Annotated in this window: 19 protein-coding genes and 1 tRNA gene; 15 read left to right on the top strand and 5 right to left on the bottom strand. The window is 72.2% G+C overall.

Features of this window, described 5'->3' with window-relative positions:
• The first annotated feature begins 10 nt into the window (after positions 1-10).
• The 4 genes from CSC62_RS10610 to CSC62_RS10595 all read left to right on the top strand — a co-directional run bounded on the left by CSC62_RS10610 (position 11) and on the right by CSC62_RS10595 (position 4042).
• A complete protein-coding gene (locus CSC62_RS10610; RefSeq protein WP_162406213.1) occupies positions 11-1183 on the top strand; it encodes a GumK N-terminal domain-containing glycosyltransferase in 1173 nt (390 codons plus the stop codon).
• 53 nt (positions 1184-1236) lie between these two features.
• The gene (locus CSC62_RS10605; protein ID WP_162406160.1) at positions 1237-2031 is read left to right on the top strand and encodes a polysaccharide pyruvyl transferase family protein; all 795 of its coding nucleotides are present in this window, start codon (positions 1237-1239) and stop codon (positions 2029-2031) included.
• A 5-nt stretch (positions 2032-2036) separates the two neighbouring features.
• Positions 2037-2813: a WecB/TagA/CpsF family glycosyltransferase gene (locus CSC62_RS10600; RefSeq protein WP_162406159.1), complete on the top strand. Its 777-nt coding sequence runs from the start codon at positions 2037-2039 to the stop codon at positions 2811-2813.
• A gap of 155 nt (positions 2814-2968) precedes the next feature.
• The gene (locus tag CSC62_RS10595) at positions 2969-4042 is read left to right on the top strand and encodes a TraB/GumN family protein (RefSeq protein ID WP_246194350.1); all 1074 of its coding nucleotides are present in this window, start codon (positions 2969-2971) and stop codon (positions 4040-4042) included.
• A gap of 9 nt (positions 4043-4051) precedes the next feature.
• Here CSC62_RS10595 and dxs read toward each other — a convergent pair whose 3' ends face one another.
• Positions 4052-5968 (bottom strand): 1-deoxy-D-xylulose-5-phosphate synthase, encoded by a 1917-nt coding sequence (gene dxs / locus CSC62_RS10590; RefSeq protein ID WP_162406211.1) that lies wholly within the window; start codon positions 5966-5968, stop codon positions 4052-4054.
• A gap of 89 nt (positions 5969-6057) precedes the next feature.
• The gene (locus CSC62_RS10585) at positions 6058-6534 is read right to left on the bottom strand and encodes a DUF6491 family protein (RefSeq protein ID WP_162406158.1); all 477 of its coding nucleotides are present in this window, start codon (positions 6532-6534) and stop codon (positions 6058-6060) included.
• 160 nt (positions 6535-6694) lie between these two features.
• On the opposite strand from CSC62_RS10585, the gene CSC62_RS10580 reads away from it, so the two are divergent.
• The 5 genes from CSC62_RS10580 (at position 6695) to CSC62_RS10560 (ending at position 9072) form a co-directional block, all read left to right on the top strand.
• Positions 6695-6770 (top strand) — tRNA-Phe (locus CSC62_RS10580).
• 217 nt (positions 6771-6987) lie between these two features.
• On the top strand, positions 6988-7197 hold the full coding sequence (locus CSC62_RS10575; protein ID WP_162406157.1) for a hypothetical protein: 210 nt from the start codon (positions 6988-6990) through the stop codon (positions 7195-7197).
• Positions 7198-7287: 90 nt separating this feature from the next.
• On the top strand, positions 7288-7842 hold the full coding sequence (locus tag CSC62_RS10570) for a lipocalin family protein (protein WP_162406156.1): 555 nt from the start codon (positions 7288-7290) through the stop codon (positions 7840-7842).
• A 32-nt stretch (positions 7843-7874) separates the two neighbouring features.
• Complete coding sequence (locus CSC62_RS10565; RefSeq protein WP_162406155.1) at positions 7875-8372, top strand: LEA/WHy family protein; 498 nt, start codon at positions 7875-7877, stop codon at positions 8370-8372.
• 46 nt (positions 8373-8418) lie between these two features.
• A complete protein-coding gene (locus CSC62_RS10560) occupies positions 8419-9072 on the top strand; it encodes an HNH endonuclease (RefSeq protein ID WP_162406154.1) in 654 nt (217 codons plus the stop codon).
• A gap of 25 nt (positions 9073-9097) precedes the next feature.
• Here the strand turns inward: CSC62_RS10560 and CSC62_RS10555 are convergent, their stop codons facing one another.
• Genes CSC62_RS10555 through ftsY form a run of 3 tightly spaced genes read right to left on the bottom strand, consistent with a single transcriptional unit; the run spans position 9098 to position 11740 of the window.
• Entirely contained in the window at positions 9098-9376 is a 279-nt protein-coding gene (locus CSC62_RS10555; protein WP_162406153.1) for an oxidative damage protection protein, read from the bottom strand.
• 20 nt (positions 9377-9396) lie between these two features.
• Complete coding sequence (gene mutY, locus CSC62_RS10550; RefSeq protein WP_162406152.1) at positions 9397-10452, bottom strand: A/G-specific adenine glycosylase; 1056 nt, start codon at positions 10450-10452, stop codon at positions 9397-9399.
• A 52-nt stretch (positions 10453-10504) separates the two neighbouring features.
• Positions 10505-11740, bottom strand: coding sequence for a signal recognition particle-docking protein FtsY (gene ftsY / locus CSC62_RS10545; RefSeq protein WP_162406151.1), 1236 nt, complete (start codon positions 11738-11740; stop codon positions 10505-10507).
• Between the two features lie 98 nt (positions 11741-11838).
• Between ftsY and rsmD the strand changes: the two genes are divergently transcribed.
• The 6 genes from rsmD (at position 11839) to CSC62_RS10515 (ending at position 16654) form a co-directional block, all read left to right on the top strand.
• The gene (gene rsmD, locus CSC62_RS10540; RefSeq protein ID WP_162406150.1) at positions 11839-12477 is read left to right on the top strand and encodes a 16S rRNA (guanine(966)-N(2))-methyltransferase RsmD; all 639 of its coding nucleotides are present in this window, start codon (positions 11839-11841) and stop codon (positions 12475-12477) included.
• 11 nt (positions 12478-12488) lie between these two features.
• Entirely contained in the window at positions 12489-12992 is a 504-nt protein-coding gene (gene coaD, locus CSC62_RS10535) for a pantetheine-phosphate adenylyltransferase (protein ID WP_162406149.1), read from the top strand.
• 35 nt (positions 12993-13027) lie between these two features.
• The gene (locus tag CSC62_RS10530) at positions 13028-13531 is read left to right on the top strand and encodes a hypothetical protein (RefSeq protein ID WP_162406148.1); all 504 of its coding nucleotides are present in this window, start codon (positions 13028-13030) and stop codon (positions 13529-13531) included.
• A 60-nt stretch (positions 13532-13591) separates the two neighbouring features.
• Positions 13592-13873 carry a YfhL family 4Fe-4S dicluster ferredoxin gene (locus CSC62_RS10525; RefSeq protein ID WP_162406147.1) on the top strand — a complete coding sequence of 94 codons (282 nt, stop codon included), beginning with the start codon at positions 13592-13594 and terminating at the stop codon, positions 13871-13873.
• The gene (ggt, locus tag CSC62_RS10520; protein WP_162406146.1) at positions 13870-15678 is read left to right on the top strand and encodes a gamma-glutamyltransferase; all 1809 of its coding nucleotides are present in this window, start codon (positions 13870-13872) and stop codon (positions 15676-15678) included. Before CSC62_RS10525 ends, ggt begins: the two co-directional genes overlap by 4 nt.
• A gap of 85 nt (positions 15679-15763) precedes the next feature.
• Positions 15764-16654, top strand: a complete 891-nt coding sequence (locus CSC62_RS10515) for an MBL fold metallo-hydrolase (RefSeq protein ID WP_162406145.1) — start codon at positions 15764-15766, stop codon at positions 16652-16654.
• Positions 16655-16662: the final 8 nt, after the last annotated feature.

The raw sequence follows: 16662 nt of genomic DNA, 5'->3' as shown, positions 1-16662 counted from the left end.
GCCCACATCCATGCATGCGCCGGGCGAGACCGCGGTCGCCGCCGCCGCGCGCAGGCCCAACCACCTGGTCCTCTCCGCGCACGACTACCGCACCCCGCGCCGGGCCAACATCCACTTCATCGCCCGCGAGCTGGCCCGACGCGGCCCGACCCGGTTCTTCTCCCTGCGCTACAGCCGCCTGTCGCGCTGGAAGGGCGATGCGCGCCTGGTCCTGGACGAGCAGGCCAACCGCGTCGGGCGCCACGAGGACGGCGTGGAGTGCTACCTGTGGCGCAGCCTGGTGCATCCGTTCAACAGCCGCCGGCGCTGGGCGCGGCCGCTGGAGGACGCGATGTTCGGCTGGTACGCGCGGCATCCGCCGCCGGTCCTGCGGCGATGGATCGCCGAGGCCGACGTGATCGTGTTCGAGAGCGGCACCGCGATCGCCTTCATCGAGCTGGCGCGCCGGCTCAACCCGGCCGCGCGCCTGGTCTACCGCGCTTCCGACGCGCTGTCGGCGATCGACGTCGCCGCCTGGATCACGCGCACCTTCGACCGGGTCGCGCCGATGCTGGACGCGATCGCGCTGGTCTCGCCGGCGATGGCCGGCGAGATCGCCGGCGCCGGCAACGTCTTCCACGTCGGCCACGGCATCGATCCCGGGCTGGCGGAGCTGGGCGATCCCTCTCCCTACGGCGAGGGCATCCACGCGGTCTCGGTGGGCTCGATGCTGTTCGATCCGCGGGTGTTCGTGGCCGCCGGCCGCGCGTTCCCGCAGGTCACCTTCCACGTGATCGGCTCGGGCATGGGCCGGCATCCGGACTACGGCGACAACGTCGTCGTCCATGGCGAGATGGCGCATGCGCAGACCATCGGCTACATCAGGCATGCGCGCATCGGGATCGCGCCCTACGCCTCGCCGCAGGTGCCGGCCTACCTGGCCGACAGCTCGATGAAGCTGCTGCAATACGAGTTCTTCGGCCTGCCGGCGGTATGCCCGCACGCGGTGGTCGGCGGGCGCGGCTCCCGCCACGGCTACACGCCCGGGGACGCCGATTCGCTGCTGGCGGCGGTCGCGCACGCGCTGGAGGCGCCGCGCGCACCGGCCCGGCGCTGGCTGGACTGGGCGCAGACCACCGACCGGGTGCTGGACCCGGCGCGCTTCCCCGATACCCGGATCGCCGTCGCGGAGCACGGCCGGTGAGCGCCGCCGCGGATGCGCATCCTTCCATTCCCCCCATGAGCGAAAGGCGGCCCATGCTCGATGTCCTGCTGCACGCCTGGACCGAACGCGCCGAGCGGCGCGCTTTGTACTGGTGGCGGCCGCGCGACGGCCGCATCAACATGGGCGACCAGCTCTCGCAGGTGATCGTCTCTCGGGTGCTGGCCTTGCGCGACCGGCGCCTGGCGGCCAAGCGCAACACCCGCCGGCGGCTGCTCGCGATCGGTTCGGTGCTGCACTTCGCCGCCAGCGGCGACACCGTCTGGGGCAGCGGGGTCAACGGCAAGGTGGCGGCGGATCTGCATCGCTTCGACGACCTCGACGTGCGCGCGGTGCGCGGCCCGCTGACCGCGCGCTTCCTGCGCGAACGCGGGATCGCGGTGCCCGAAGTGTTCGGCGATCCGGGCCTGCTGATGCCGCTGTTCTTTCCGGCCGCCCTGCTCGGGCCCGGCCAGCCGCGCCCGCTGGCGATCGTGCCGCACTTCAACGAGCCGCTGGAGAAGTACCGCGAGCACGCCGCCCTGCTGGTCGCGCCGGATTGCCCGCCGGTGACCTTCATGCGCCGCCTGCTTGGGGCGCGGCTGGTGGTGAGCAGCTCCCTGCACGGCCTGGTCCTGGCCGAGGCCTACGGCATTCCCGCGGTGTACCTGGACTGGGGCAACGGCGAGGACCGCTTCAAGTACGACGATTACTACGCCGGCACCGGGCGGGTGCGATGGCATTCCGGGGGCAGCGTGGACGAGTGCGTGGCCCTGGGGGGCAATGCCGGCTTCGACCTGGCCGCGATCCAGGCCGGCCTGCTGGCGGCCTTCCCGCACGAGCTGTGGTAGCGCGCATGGAACAACGCTCTGGCGACGGCGCCGCGCGCCGGACCTTCGCGGTGGGGGAGACGGTCGCGCTGGGCGGCTTCCAGGTGCTCTCGACCACCCAGGAAGCGTTCGCCCATGAGCTGTTCGCGGCGCTGGCCGCCGGCCAGCCGCGCCGGGTGCTGTTCGCCAACACCAACTTCGTGGTGCAGTGCCAGCCGTTGCGCGCGCGGCTGCGGCGCCTGCCGGCGCTGCGCATCGTCAACGACGGCATCGGCATGGACCTGGCGGCGCAGTGGCTGCACGGGCGCCGCTTCGCCGGCAATCTCAACGGCACCGACCTGGTGCCGTGGCTGTGCGCGCATTCGCCGCAGCCGCTGCGGTTCTTCCTGCTGGGCGGCCAGCCCGGGGTGGCCGAGGCGGCCGCGATCGCGCTGCAGGAGCGGTACGGCCAGGCGGTGGCCGGCACCTGCGACGGCTACGCGGGCAGGGCGCAGGCCGGCGAGGCGCTGGTCGAGCGGATCAACGCCTCCGGCGCCAACGTGCTGCTGGTGGCCTTCGGCAATCCCCTGCAGGAGCAGTGGATCCTGGAGCATGCCGACCGGCTGCGCGTCCCGCTGGTACTGGGGGTCGGCGCGCTGCTCGACTTCCTCTCCGGTACTGCGCGCCGCGCGCCGGACCGGGTACGTCGCTGGCGGCTGGAGTGGCTGTACCGGCTTTGCCATGAACCGCGGCGCCTTTCGCGGCGCTACAGCTGGGACCTGCTGGTGTTCTTCCGCATCTGCTGGCGCCACCGCCGCGGCTGAGGGCGGTCACGGGCCGGAAGCAGACCGACTTGCCTGGCGCGTTCCTGAATCAAGCCCTCGTGCGATGCCATGGGTGCGGACGAAGCGCCGGCCGGTGGGTATGCTCCGCCATCATCCATCCGCAGGGGGCAGGCATGCCGGTACGCATGGTGGCAATGGCATGGATCGCTTTGCTGTTCGCGCCGGCGCTGGGCGCGCAGGAGCGGACGGATCGCATCGAGCTTGCACCCGACGCCGTGCGGGACATGGACACGGTGGTGGTGACCGGGGTGCAGCCGGGCCCCGGGCTGTGGCGGATCCGCGACGGGGATGGCCACACTCTCTACCTGCTTGGCACCCAGTCGCCCTTGCCGCGCGACATGGACTGGCGCGCCGACGAGGTGCGCCAGGTCCTGGGCGAGGCCGGGATGGTGCTGGGGTCGCAGGGCGTGACGGTCAACGCCGACGTTGGCTTCTTCCGCGGCCTGAGCCTGCTGCCGTCGGCGATGAAGGCGATGAAGAACCCTGACGGCGCCACCCTCGACGAGGTCCTGCCGGCCGACCTGTACGCGCGCTGGAGCGTGCTCAAGCAGCGCTACCTCGGCCGCGACCGCGGGGTCGAGAAGAAGCGGCCGATGATCGCGGTGTACGAGCTGTACAAGGCGGCGCTGGAGCGCAACGGCCTGCGCGAGGGCGGCGTGGTCGGCCCGGTGGTGGAGGCCGCGCTGAAGGCGCGCGGGATCAAGACCACCCCGGCGCAGCTGCGGCTGAAGATCGAGGACCCGCGCCAGGCGCTGGCCGACTTCCGCGGCGAAGGGCTGAAGCCGCAGGACCTGGAATGCGTGCGCACCACCCTGGACATCATCGAGCGCGACCTGCCGCAGATCGCGGCGCGGGCCAACGCCTGGGCCACCGGCGACCTGGACGCGCTGCGCGCGCTGCCCGAGCGCCGGCGCCAGGTCGACGCCTGCCTGGCGGCCTGGTCCGGCAGCGAGACCGCGCGCAAGCTGGGCTTCACCGACATCGAGCGGCGCAGCCAGCAGGCCTGGCTGGAAGTGGCGGAAAAGGCCCTGCGCGAGCAGGCCGTCTCGTTCGCGACCCTGTCGATCGACGACCTGCTGCGCGAGGACGGCTTCCCACTGGCCGACCTGCGCGCGCGCGGCTACCGGGTGCTGGCGCCGGACGAACCGGAAGAGACCGAGCCGGGCGAGGGCACGGACGCGGTGCAGGTGGAGACGGCGGCGCCCTGAGGCGCCGCCTCAGGCCCCGGCGGCGAGCGGCAGGCTGTCGCCGCCGCCGGCCAGCTGCGGCCAGCGCCGCAGCACCGCCGCGCGGATCCCGGCGGCGTCGATCCCGGCCTCGGCCAGCAGGTCCTCGCGGCTGGCGTGGTGCTGGAACGCGTCCGGCAGGCCCAGCTGCAGCACCGGCAGCAGCACGCCCTCGGCGTTGAGCAGTTCGGACACCGCCGAGCCGGCGCCGCCGGCGACCACGTTGTCCTCGACGGTGGCGAAGCCCTCGTGGGTCCTCGCCAGGTCCAGCACCAGGGCGCGGTCCAGCGGCTTGACGAAGCGCATGTTGACCACGGTCAGGCCCAGCTCGGTGCCGACCTGCTCGGCTGCCGGCACGGTCGCGCCGAAGGCGAGCAGGGCGATCCGCGAACCCTGGCGGCGGACCTGGGCCTTGCCGACGGGCAGGGTGTCCAGGCCCGGCGCCACCGCCACGCCCGGGCCGGTGCCGCGCGGATAGCGCACCGCGGCCGGGCCGGCATGCCGCAGGCCGGTGCTGAGCATCTGCCGGCACTCGTTCTCGTCGGCCGGCGCCATCACCACCATGTTCGGCACGCAGCGCAGGTAGCTCAGGTCGAGGTTGCCGGCATGAGTGGCGCCGTCCGGGCCGACCACGCCGCCGCGGTCGATCGCGAACAGCACGTCCAGCTTCTGGGTGGCGACGTCGTGCACCAGCTGGTCGTAGCCACGCTGGAGGAAGGTCGAGTAGATCGCCACCACGGGCTTGGCGCCCTGGGTGGCCATGCCCGCGGCCAGGGTCACCGCGTGCTGCTCGGCGATGGCCACGTCGAAATAGCGCTGCGGATACTCCTTCGAGAACCGCACCAGGCCCGAGCCCTCGCGCATCGCCGGGGTGATCCCGAGCAGGCGCGGCTCGGCGGCGGCGGCGTCGCACAGCCAGTCACCGAACACGTCGGTGTAGGTCGGCTTCTTCGCCCCGACCTTGGCGACCAGGCCCTTGGCCGGATCGAACGGGCCCACGGCGTGGTAGCCGATCTGGTCGCCCTCGGCCAGTTCGTAGCCCTTGCCCTTGGTGGTGATCACGTGCAGCAGCTGCGGGCCCTTGAGGGTCTTGAGCGTACGCAGGGCGGCGACCAGCGCCGGCAGGTCGTGGCCGTCGATCGGGCCGGTGTAGTGGAAGCCCATCTCCTCGAACAGAGTGGAGGGCACGAACATGCCCTTCCAGTGCTCTTCCCAGCGGCGGACGAAACGCGCCGGCGGCTTGTTCTTGTCGCCCAGCAGCTTCTTGCCGCCCTCGCGCAGCTTGTTGAGGGTGGCGCTGCCGGTCATCCGCCCGAGCATCCGGGTCAGGCCGCCGACGGCCTCGGAGATCGACATCCGGTTGTCGTTGAGGATCACCAGCAGGTTGGGCTCCTCGTCCATGCCGCCGGCGTGGTTGAGCGCCTCGTAGGCCATGCCGGCGGTCATCGCGCCGTCGCCGATCACCGCGACCACGTGGCGCGGGTCGCCGGCGTTCTGCAGGGCGATCGCCATGCCGAGCGCGGCCGAGATCGAGGTCGAGGAGTGGCCAACGCCGAAGGTGTCGTACTCGCTTTCCTCGCGCTTGGGGAACGGCGCCACGCCGTCCTTCTGCTTGACCGTGTGGATGCGGTCGCGGCGGCCGGTGAGGATCTTGTGCGGATAGGTCTGGTGGCCGACGTCCCAGACCAGCTGGTCGGCCGGGGTCTCGTACAGCCAGTGCAGGGCCACGGTCAGCTCGACCACGCCCAGGCCGGCGCCGAAGTGGCCGCCGCTGCGGCCGACCGATTCGATCAGGTACTGCCGCAGTTCGGCGGCGATCGCCGGCAGTTCGGCCTCGTCGAAGCCACGCAGGTCGGCTGGCGTATCGATGCGCGACAGGCGCGGATAACGGGCGGGATCGATGCTCATCGGGAACGGCACAGTACGGGCGGTCATTTTCCTCCCCGGGGGCGTGACGGGGCAAGCAAGGCGGTTCAGGAGGCCGGGCGGGGCAGCGGCTACGGCGCCTTCGAGGCCCCGTCAGGCGTTTCCTGCGGCCGCGGCGTGGCCTGGGCTTCGCGCAGCTGTTCGCGCGCCTGCTTCAGCGCCTTGGTGTCCAGGGGGCGGATGCTTTCGATCCGGCAGGGGATGCGGCCGACGTGGCCGACCATGGAGCCCAGCGGCATCACCGAATCGAAGCGCGCGTACACCTGGCTGGTGTTGCTGGTCAGCGCGATCGCGGTGGCGTAGTCCAGGTCCTGGCACGGCCCCATCAGGTCCAGCAGCCAGGCTTCCTGCGGCCGCGTCCACACCACCAGGGCACGCTCACCCAGCGGCGTCCAGCCATCGAGCCGGCTCCACATCCGGAAGCTGCGCACCTCGGCCCCGGCATGCGCCTGGTACAGCGCCAGGCGCTCGGCATCGCTCAGCTTCGGCGTGCTGGAGCACCCGGTCAGGGCCGCGGCCAGCGCGGCCGCCACGAGCATCTTGTTCATCGCACCACCTGTGCGCCTGGATGTCCCGCGATCATCGCCCCGGCCACGATCCGCGGCCAACGGCCCGGCGGCGGGACGTTCAGCGCACGTCCTGCTTGTCGGAACGCGGTGCGCCCGTTATGATGCCGCCCCTCGCCGCAGCCAAGCTGCAGCGACGGATGGCCGGGTAGCTCAGTTGGTAGAGCAGGGGATTGAAAATCCCCGTGTCGGGGGTTCGATTCCCTCCCCGGCCACCATCTTTCGGATTCGGTGGTAGCGATCGGGCGCCTTGCGGCGCCTTTTTCGTTTCCGGCGATCGTCCCACGGAATCCTCGGGCCGCGGAATTTTCCTACCGCGATATGGGGCGCTGCCCGACTTGCGCGTTCCCGGCACCCGGCCAGACTGCGCGTCATCAGCCAGGGCTGCCCCGCGGGCAGCCGCAGCCGACCGCACGGCGCGCAAGGATGTCGCCCATGGATTTCCGCCTGCTCACCCTGACCAAGGACCACCGCGGCTGCACCCTGCGCGACGACGGTCGGCCGCTGGCCTGGTATCCGGCGGTACAGCCGGCGCTGGAACTGGCGCGGACCCTGGCCGCCGCCAGCCGCCTGCGCGAGGACCGGGCGGTGGTGCTCGAGCTGAGCGCCTACGGCCAGCCGCCTCGGCGCCTGCCACTGGATTGAGGCGTGCGGCCGCAAGGCCGGCCGGGACCGCCAACGGCCGCTTCCGGGCGGGGTGCTAGCATCCCGGCCCACGCCGTATCCGGAGGCTCCATGCGCGTCCTTCCGATCCTGCTGGTGCTGGGCCTGGCCGTGGCGCCCGCCACCCACGCCAGCGAACCGGTCAGCTCCGTTCCCGCGCTCGACCTGTCGCGCTATGCCGGGCAGTGGTACGAGATCGCGCGCCTGCCGGTCTCGTTCCAGCGCCGCTGCGCGGCCGACATCACCGCCACCTACAGCCTGCGCGGCGACGGCTCGATCGGCGTGCGCAATGCCTGCCGTGACCGCGAGGGCGGGCTGCAGGCCGCCGAGGGCACGGCGCGCACGGTCGAAGGCCATCCCGGCCGGCTGCAGGTGCGCTTCGCCCCGGACTGGCTGTCCTGGGTGCCCTGGGTCTGGGCCGACTACTGGGTGATCGCGCTGGACCCGGAATACCGGTGGGCGATGGTCGGCGAACCCGGCCGCGACTACCTGTGGATCCTCTCGCGCGAGCCGTGGATGGAGCCGGCGCTGTTCGAGCAGCTGCGGGCGCGTGCGGCGGCGATGGGCTACGACCTTTCGCCGCTGGTGATGGCTGCGCCGCTGCGCGAGGCGCCGGCGGCGCCGTAGTATCCTGCCGCTTCATCGTTACCGGAGGCGGCATGAAGGCTTTCCTGCACCCGTTCGCGCGTACCGCGGCCCTCGCACTGGCTGCCCTGGCATTGCTGGCGCTCGCCGCGTGCAGCAGCAGCGGCAAGCGGGTCTCGCCGCCGGCGGCCGCGATCCAGCAGCTGACGGTGCAGGCCAACGGCGACTGGGCGCTGGAACTGCGCCTGCACAACTACAGCAGCGTGTCGATGCGCTTCGACTCGGTCGACCTGGAAGTCAGCGTGGACGAACACGTCGCCGGCCGCGTGCGGGTGGCGACGGGCATCTCCATCGGCCCGACCTCGGCCGACGTGGTCCAGGCCACGCTCAAGCCCGAAGGCATGGCCCGGATCGCGGTGGCCGATGCCCTGGCCGGGCGTCGCTCGCTGGCCTACCGGCTGCAGGGCAAGGTCAACGCCACCCCGGACGAGGCGAGCAAGTCGCGCGAGTTCGAGGTCGACGACCGCAGCGCGCTCAATCCCGCGCCCGGCCTGGACGGCGTACTGCGCTGAGCCGCATACACAAACCGTCACCATTGGGGTATAAGCTGTCTTCCCGATGGAGACGGACACAGCAACGCTAGGTCTGGTCTGCGCCGGCGCCGACAACGGCCCGGTCGCGCCCCCGCTTCCGGTGCGGACTACCGCCCCGGCACTGCGCGTCCTTTCGCTCGATGCCCATGGCCGGGCGATGGACTGGATCCACTGGCAGGACGCCACCTGCCTCTACGCCCGCGACGCCGTCGCCTGGACCCTGGGCGATCCCTGCATGCGCGTGCGCGGCGGCATCCGCCGCGACACCGGCGACCGCAGCATCATCGAATTGCACCCGATCGTGGCCACCCGCGGCCATGCCCATGCGCGGGCGCTGGACCCCACTCCGTCCTTGTCCAACACCGCGCTCTTCGCCCGGGACGCGCACCTGTGCCTGTACTGCGGCCGGCAGTTCGCCCGCCCGCACCTGACCCGCGACCACGTCATGCCGCTGTCCAAGGGCGGGCGCGACGTCTGGGAGAACGTGGTCAGCGCCTGCTTCCACTGCAACTCGCGCAAGGGCAGTCGCACCCCGCAGCAGGCGCACATGCCTTTGCTGGCCGTGCCCTACCGGCCGAGCTGGATCGAACATCTGATCCTGTCCAACCGCAACATCCTGGCCGACCAGATGGCCTTCCTGAAGGCGCAGCTGCCCAAGCGCTCCAAGCTGTCGGACTGAGGCCGGGGCCGGACTGGATAGCGCCTCAGTCGCTTTCGGCCGGCGCGCTGTAGCCGGCCGGCTTGTCCGCGCCGCCGCCGAACAGGAACTTCTCCATCTCCGCCTCGAGGAAGGCACGGTGCTTCGGATCGCGCGGGGAGAGACGGTTCTCGTTGATCAGCATGGTCTGGTGCGCCAGCCAGGCGGCCCAGGCGGTCTTGCCGATGTGGGCGTGGATGCGCTGGCCCAGCGCGCCCGGCCAGGGCACGAAGTCCAGGCCCTCGGTATCGCGTTGCTGGTACTGGCAGAAGACGGTGCGGGACATGGGCGTGCCGGAGTGGGGAGTCAGAGGGCTTCGAGCAGCCGGCGGATCGGCGCGGGCAGGCCCAGCGAGGCCAGTTCGGCGCGCGTGACCCAGCGCTGGGCCTCATTGTCGCCGACCCGGTCGCGCGGCGCGACCTTGCGCAGCCGCCGCGGCTGCAGGTGCAGGCGGTAGTGGCTGAAAGTGTGCACGATCATCGGCAGTTCCTCCGCCGCGTCGTAGTCGCCGTCGATCTCCAGTTCGAACCATTGCCGCAGTTCGGCCCCGGTCTCGGCCTGCGGCAGGGTCCACAGCGAGGCCCAGATGCCGCTGGGCGGGCGCCGCTGCAAAAGGAGTTCGCCGCGGACATTCTCCAGCAGCAGGGCGACCGCCTCGCGTTCGGGCAGGACCTTGCCCGGGCGTGGCGTCGGCAGGGCATCGACCAGGCCCTCGCGCACGGCCGTGCAGCCGTCGCGCACCGGGCACGTCAGGCAGGCCGGCGCGGCGCGGGTGCACTGGGTTGCGCCGAAATCCATCTGCGCCTGGGTGTAGTCGGCCATGCGCCCGTCGGGCACTTCGGCCACGTGCGCCTCGGCCAGGGTCCATAGCCGCTTTTCCACCGCCGGGGTGCCGGGCCAGCCGGCCACACCGTGCCAGCGCGCCAGCACCCGCTTGACGTTGCCGTCCAGGATCGGGAAGCGGTCGCCCCAGGCCTGGGCCAGGATTGCGCCGGCGGTGCTGCGGCCGATACCGGGCAAGGCATGCAGGGCATCGAAGTCGCGCGGCAGCTCGCCGCCGTGCAGTTCGACGCAGCGTTTGGCCGCGGCGTGCAGGTTGCGGGCGCGGGCGTAGTAGCCCAGCCCGGCCCAGTGCGCCATCACCGCGTCGGTGGAGGCGGCGGCCAGGTCGGGCAGGGTGGGGAACGCTTCGACGAAACGCAGGAAGTACGGCACCACCGTGGCCACCTGGGTCTGCTGCAGCATGATTTCCGACAGCCACACCCGGTAGGGCGTGCGCGGATGCTGCCAGGGCAGGCCGTGGCGGCCGTGGCGGTCGAACCAGTCCAGCAGCGGGACGGCGAAGGCGGGGGGCTGGCTCATGCTGGCTCGGCGCTTGCCCTTCTCCCGGCGCGAGAGCGGAGAAGGGCAGGGGTCAGGCGCCCAGAGCCTCGGGCAGCAGGGCGTCGACGAAAGCCTCCGGATCGAACACGCGCAGGTCCTCCGGGCGCTCGCCGATGCCGGCGAAGCGGATCGGGATGCCGAACTCGCGGGCCAGGGCGAACACCACCCCGCCCTTGGCGGTGCCGTCGAGCTTGGTCACCACCAGCCCGGTCACGCCCACCGCGGCATGGAACTGGCGCAGCTGGCTGAGCGCGTTCTGGCCGGTGGTGCCGTCGATCACCATCAGCACCTCGTGCGGCGCGGCCGGGTCGAGCTTGGCCAGCACCCGCTTGATCTTGCCCAGCTCGTTCATCAGTCCGACCTGGGTGTGCAGGCGGCCGGCGGTGTCGGCGATCAGCACCTCGGTGCCGCGCGCCTTCGCCGCCTGCAGGGCGTCGAACGCGACCGAGGCGGCGTCAGCGTTCTGGCCCTGGGCGATCACGGTCACTCCGTTGCGCTCGCCCCAGGCCTGCAGCTGGGCCACGGCGGCGGCGCGGAAGGTGTCGCCGGCGGCCAGCATCAGGCCCCGGCCCTCGTCCTTGAAGCGGCGGGCGAGCTTGCCGATGGTAGTGGTCTTGCCGACGCCGTTGACGCCCACGGTCAGCAGGACGAAGGGCCGGGCTTGGCGGTCGATGGCCAGCGGCCGGGCCACCGGCTGCAGCAGGGCGATCAGGTCGGCGCGCAACGCCGACAGCAGTGCATTGGCGTCGGCGAACTCGCGCGCCTTCATCCGCTTGCGCAGGCCCTCCACCAGCGCGGTGGTCGCGGCCACGCCGACGTCGGCGGTGAGCAGCGCGGTCTCGATCTCGTCGAGCAGGTCGTCGTCGAGCTTGGGATTGCGCGAGAACAGGCCGCCGAAGCTGCGGGCGAAGCTGCTGTTGCGCAGGCGCTCGCGCCAGCCGGGCTTGCCGGCCGCGGCGGCCGGCTGCAAGGCCAGTCCCTCGTCGACCAACCCGGCATCGGCGACCACCACCACTTCCGTGTCGGCCTCCACCGGCGCCTGTTCGACCACCGCCTCGGGCACGACCAGGGTCGCACCGGCGGCCGGGTCGACCAGTCCGGCGTCGGCCGCGGGAACGTCGGCGACATCGGCCAGCGGTGCCGCCCCGGGCGTCGCCGCGTTCGGCGCCTGCGGGAACGCGGCGGCCAGGTCCTGTGCACTGAAGCGGCTGCCCGGTCCGGCGGGAGGGGCGGTTTCGGGCTTCTTGCGGCGGAAGAAACTGACCATTGCACGCGGATGTCGGAGAATGCGCACATGCTAGCACCGCGTTCCCGTACCGCTCCTGCACACAGGCCTGCTGCGCCCGTCCGCCGCCGGTGGTGGGCATGAGCCGGCGCCTGCCGCCGGGCGGCGTTCCGGACGCGCGGCATGGCGGCGGCAGCGTGCGCATCATCGGCGGCCGCTGGCGCGGTACCCGCCTGCAGGTCCCCGATGCGCCGGGCCTGCGCCCGACCTCCGACCGGGTCCGCGAGACCCTGTTCAACTGGCTGATGCCGGCGCTGCCCGGCGCCACGGTGCTGGACCTGTTCGCCGGCAGCGGCGCGCTGGGGCTGGAGGCGGTCTCGCGCGGCGCCGCGCGCGCGGTCCTGGTCGAGCGCGACCCGGCGCTGGCGGCGATGCTGCGCCAGCACGCGGCCCGGCTCGATGCCGGCGACCGGATCGAGGTCGCCAACGAGGACGCTTTGCGCTGGCTGGCGCGCGCGCCAGCGGCCAAGGCCGACATCGCCTTCGTCGATCCGCCGTTCGCCGCCGGCCTGTGGGAGGCGGCGATGCCGGCCCTGCTGCCGCACCTGGCGGCCGATGCCTGGCTGTACGTCGAATCGCCGGCCGGCACCGCGCCCGCGCCGCCGCCGGGCTGGCGCCTGCACCGCGAGCTGGCCACCGCGCAGGCGCGCGCGGCGCTCTATCGTGGCCCCGGGGCCAGGGGCGCTGATACACTCGGCCCCGCCAATCCGGCACCCTGAAGCCCGAGCCCGTGGCCCATCGCCGCATCGCCGTCTATCCCGGCACCTTCGACCCGATCACCAACGGCCACATCGACCTGGTCGCCCGCGCCGCGCCGCTGTTCGAGAAGGTGATCGTGGGCGTGGCCTCCAGCCAGGCCAAGGGTCCGACCCTGCCGCTGGAACTGCGCGTGCGCCTGGCCCGCGAGGCCCTGGCCGAGCACGCGCACGTGGAGGTGATCGGCTTCGATTCCCTGCTGGCGCACTTCGTCCGCGACGTCGGCGCCGGGGTCCTGCTGCGCGGCCTGCGCGCGGTGTCGGACTTCGAATACGAATTCCAGATGGCGAGCATGAACCGCCACCTGATCCCCGAGGTCGAGACCCTGTTCCTGACCCCGGCCGAGCAGTACAGCTTCATCTCATCCTCGCTGGTGCGCGAGATCGCCCGACTGGGAGGCGACGTCTCGGGCTTCGTGACGCCGGCGGTGGCCGCCGCCCTGCGCGACGCGCGCCGGGGCGGTGCTGTTTCCGAGTGACCCCATCCATCCAGAAGAACTACGGGAGGTTCCTGATGAACAAGACCACGCGCGCGCTTTTGCTCGCCTGCCTGCTGATCTCGCCGCTGGCGCTGACCGCCTGCAAGAAGGAAGCGCCGGTGAACAACGAGGCCGCCGAGAACAAGGCGCTGGCGGCCCCGGGCAAGGACGACGACGCCGGCTGGAAGGCCTACCTGCCGCAGGTCGTGCAGCAGAACATGGGCACCATCACCAACAACCCGTTCCTGTACTACCTGCCGCCGGAGTCCGACCCGGAGTTCGCGGCCAAGTACGAGCGCCAGGTGGAGGCGGCCACCACCGCCATGGCCCGCGGCGTGCAGAAGGGCAACCTGCTGGCCTTCGGTTCGCCGGCCTCGGCGAGGATGGCCGACCTGATCGAGGTCGCGTTCAAGGACGTGCCGGCCGACACCCTGAAGGGCGTGCGGATCGTGTTCATCGGCGACGCCGCCGACAACGCCCGGGTCCAGGTCGCCCTGTCCCACACCGGCGCCGACTACGTCTTCGTCGAAGCCAAGTGATCCTCCCGCGCCCGGCCGCCACGGCGGCCGGGCGTTTGCGGAAAGGTCGTCCGCAAGCCGATGTCCCTCAAGATCAACGAACTCTGCGTCAACTGCGATGTCTGCGAGCCGGCCTGCCCGAACCAGGCCATCTCGATGGGCGAGACGATCTACGTGATCGATCCGGCGCGCTGCACCGAATGCGTCGGCCATTTCGAAGAGGCGCAGTGCGTGGTGGTGTGTCCGGTCGAGTGCATCGACCCCGATCCCGAGCATCCGGAAAGCCACGGGCAGCTGCTGGCCAAGCTGCTGCGGCTGCAAAGCGAGCATCCGGAGCTGTACGCCCCGGAGGCTTCCGAATGAAATCCGTTTCCCGCGTCCTGCTGGCGTTCGTGCTGGCGCTGGCGGGGCTGCCCGCCCTGGCCGAAACCGCCCGCCCGCCTTCAGCGCATGCCGATGCCGCCGCTGCACGCGCCGAGGGCGACGGCAAGGCCCTGGCCACGCATCCGCCCGGCGCCGCCATCGCCAGCGCCCACGCGCTGGCTACCGATGCCGGCTTCGAGGTGCTGGCCGCTGGCGGCAATGCCTTCGATGCGGCGGTCGCGGTCTCGGCCGCCTTGTCGGTGGTCGAGCCGATCAGCTCGGGCCTGGGCGGCGGCGGCTTCTTCCTGCTGCACCAGGCCGATGCCGGCGGCGGTGCCGGCCGCGACGTGTTCGTCGATGCGCGCGAGACCGCGCCGGCGGCGGCCACGCCCGAGCGCTACCGCGACGCCGAGGGCAAGCTCGACCGGGAGCACTCGCAGAACGGCCCTTGGGCCGCGGCCATTCCCGGCCTGCCGGCCGCCCTGGTGCACCTGGCCCAGCGCTACGGCAGGCTGCCGCTGTCGGCCAGCCTGGCGCCGGCGGTGCGGCTGGCGCGCGACGGCTTCCCGGTCTACGAGCGGCTCGAGCGCGGCTATGCCGCCCGGCGCGAGGTGATGGAGCGCTATCCCGGCACCCGCGCGGTATTCCTGGCCGGCGGCCAGCCGCCGAAGAGCGGCCAGCTGCTGAAGCAGCCCGATCTCGCCCGCACCCTGGAGGCGCTGGCGAAGGACGGCTTCGACGGCTTCTACCGCGGCCCGGTGGCGAAGAAGCTGCTGGCCGGCGTGCGCGCGCAGGGCGGCCGCTGGACCGCCGACGAACTGGCCGGCTACCGCGTGCAGGAGCGCGAGCCTTTGCGCTTCGGCTACCGCGGCTGGGAGATCGTGACCGCGCCGCCGCCCTCCTCCGGAGGCGTGGCCCTGGCGCAGATGCTGCAGATCCTGGCCGGCTGGGACCTGGCCCGGCTCGACCCGGCCCACCGTACCCACCTGACCATCGAGGCGATGCGCCGCGCCTACCGCGACCGCACCTTCTACCTGGGCGATCCCGATTTCGTCCACGTGCCGGTGGACGTGCTGGCCAGCCCGTACTACGCCGCCGGCCTGCGGGCGACGATCAACCCGGAGAAGGCCACCTCCAGCGACGTCTTCTCCGGCCTGCCCACCCCGCTGGAGGACGAGGAGACCACCCATTTCTCGATCATCGACGTCGCCGGCAACCGGGTCGCCGCGACCCAGACGGTGAACCTGCTGTTCGGCTCGGGCCTGGTGCCACCGGGCACCGGGGTGTTGCTCAACAACGAGATGGACGACTTCGCCCTTTTGCCGGGCCAGCCCAACGCCTTCGGGGTGATGGGCTACGAGGCCAACGCGCCGCAGCCGGGCAAGCGCCCGCTCAGCTCGATGACCCCGACCTTCATGGTCTCGCCCGACGAGGTCGCGGTGCTCGGCACCCCGGGTGGCAGCCGGATCATCACCATGGTCCTGCTCGGCGTGCTCGGCTACGCCGACGGCCTGGGCGCGCAGGAGGTGGCGGCGTTGCCGCGCTACCACCACCAGTGGCTGCCGGACGTGGTCCAGGCCGAGAGCGGCGCGTTCGCCCCGGAGCTTGCCGCGCGGCTGCGGGCGATGGGCCACACCCTGCGCCTGCCCGAGGACACGGTGTCGGCGCGCGCCTCCAGCCACGTCTGGGGCAACCTGCAGACCGTGCTCTGGAACCGCCGCGACAACGCCCTGAGCGGCGGCGCCGATCCGCGCAATCCGGTCGGCAAGGCGCAGGTGCAGGTGCCGATGGCGGTGGCACCCTGAGCGCCGTCGGGCCACGGCCGGGGACGCCGCCGCGGCGCGTCCCGGGCTTCCGGATTCTTAACCGTCCCGGGACTAGCATCCGGCCATGAAGCTCTGGTCCATCCGCGGCAACTCGCAGAAACTCGACGGCGGCTCGATGTTCGGCAACGCTCCGCGCGCGATGTGGGCGCAGTGGTCGCCGCCGGACGAGCACAACCGCATCGACCTGGCCTGCCGCGCCCTGCTGGCCAGCCCGCTCAACGGCAAGACCGTGCTGTTCGAGACCGGGATCGGCGCCTTCTTCGAGCCGAAGCTGCGCGAACGCTACGGCGTGCAGGAGGACCGCCACGTGCTGGTCGAGTCCCTGCGCGCGGCCGGCTTCGAGCACGAGGACATCGACGTGGTGGTGCTCAGCCACCTGCATTTCGACCACGCCGGCGGGCTGCTGGCGCCGTGGGCCGAGGGCCGGGCGCCGGAGCTGCTGTTCCCCAACGCCGCCTACCTGGTCGGCGCCGCGCACTGGGAGCGGGCCCGGCATCCGCACCTGCGCGATCGCGCCAGCTTCATCCCCGAGCTGCCGGCCCTGCTGGAAGCCAGCGGCCGGCTGGAGATCGTCGATGGCCCGCATTCGCGCGCGCTGGGCGAATCGGTGCGCTTCGGCTTCAGCGACGGCCACACCCCGGGACTGATGCTGGCCGAGATCGTCGGGCCGGAGACGGTGGACGGGCAGCCGCACGGCGGGGTGGTGTTCTGCGCCGACCTGATCCCGGGGCGCTCCTGGGTGCACCTGCCGATCACCATGGGCTACGACCGCAACGCCGAGCTGCTGATCGACGAGAAGCGCAGCTTCCTCGAGGACAAGCTGGCGCGCAACGTGCACCTGTTCTTCACCCACGACCCGGGCTGCGCCCTGGCCCAGGTGGTGCGTGACGAGAAGGGCCGCTACCGCACCGCCCACGAGGTCGCCGAACTGCAGGCGCGGCCGCTGGCGGCCTGAGCCGCGCG

It is taken from the genome of Pseudoxanthomonas jiangsuensis, assembly GCF_010093185.1.
Lineage (GTDB): Bacteria > Pseudomonadota > Gammaproteobacteria > Xanthomonadales > Xanthomonadaceae > Pseudoxanthomonas > Pseudoxanthomonas jiangsuensis.
The sequence above is the reverse complement of the archived record's forward strand: the minus strand, read 5'-3'. Positions and strand labels throughout refer to the sequence as shown.

Bases quoted from the DNA above. Each gene is read 5' to 3' on its own strand.
- CSC62_RS10610 (WP_162406213.1), top strand. From the start codon at position 11: ATGCATGCGCCGGGCGAGACCGCGGTCGCCGCCGCCGCGCGCAGGCCC.
- CSC62_RS10605 (WP_162406160.1), top strand. From the start codon at position 1,237: ATGCTCGATGTCCTGCTGCACGCCTGGACCGAACGCGCCGAGCGGCGC.
- CSC62_RS10600 (WP_162406159.1), top strand. From the start codon at position 2,037: ATGGAACAACGCTCTGGCGACGGCGCCGCGCGCCGGACCTTCGCGGTG.
- CSC62_RS10595 (WP_246194350.1), top strand. From the start codon at position 2,969: ATGGCATGGATCGCTTTGCTGTTCGCGCCGGCGCTGGGCGCGCAGGAG.
- dxs (WP_162406211.1), bottom strand. From the start codon at position 5,968: ATGAGCATCGATCCCGCCCGTTATCCGCGCCTGTCGCGCATCGATACG.
- CSC62_RS10585 (WP_162406158.1), bottom strand. From the start codon at position 6,534: ATGAACAAGATGCTCGTGGCGGCCGCGCTGGCCGCGGCCCTGACCGGG.
- CSC62_RS10575 (WP_162406157.1), top strand. From the start codon at position 6,988: ATGGATTTCCGCCTGCTCACCCTGACCAAGGACCACCGCGGCTGCACC.
- CSC62_RS10570 (WP_162406156.1), top strand. From the start codon at position 7,288: ATGCGCGTCCTTCCGATCCTGCTGGTGCTGGGCCTGGCCGTGGCGCCC.
- CSC62_RS10565 (WP_162406155.1), top strand. From the start codon at position 7,875: ATGAAGGCTTTCCTGCACCCGTTCGCGCGTACCGCGGCCCTCGCACTG.
- CSC62_RS10560 (WP_162406154.1), top strand. From the start codon at position 8,419: ATGGAGACGGACACAGCAACGCTAGGTCTGGTCTGCGCCGGCGCCGAC.
- CSC62_RS10555 (WP_162406153.1), bottom strand. From the start codon at position 9,376: ATGTCCCGCACCGTCTTCTGCCAGTACCAGCAACGCGATACCGAGGGC.
- mutY (WP_162406152.1), bottom strand. From the start codon at position 10,452: ATGAGCCAGCCCCCCGCCTTCGCCGTCCCGCTGCTGGACTGGTTCGAC.
- ftsY (WP_162406151.1), bottom strand. From the start codon at position 11,740: ATGGTCAGTTTCTTCCGCCGCAAGAAGCCCGAAACCGCCCCTCCCGCC.
- rsmD (WP_162406150.1), top strand. From the start codon at position 11,839: ATGAGCCGGCGCCTGCCGCCGGGCGGCGTTCCGGACGCGCGGCATGGC.
- CSC62_RS10530 (WP_162406148.1), top strand. From the start codon at position 13,028: ATGAACAAGACCACGCGCGCGCTTTTGCTCGCCTGCCTGCTGATCTCG.
- CSC62_RS10525 (WP_162406147.1), top strand. From the start codon at position 13,592: ATGTCCCTCAAGATCAACGAACTCTGCGTCAACTGCGATGTCTGCGAG.
- ggt (WP_162406146.1), top strand. From the start codon at position 13,870: ATGAAATCCGTTTCCCGCGTCCTGCTGGCGTTCGTGCTGGCGCTGGCG.
- CSC62_RS10515 (WP_162406145.1), top strand. From the start codon at position 15,764: ATGAAGCTCTGGTCCATCCGCGGCAACTCGCAGAAACTCGACGGCGGC.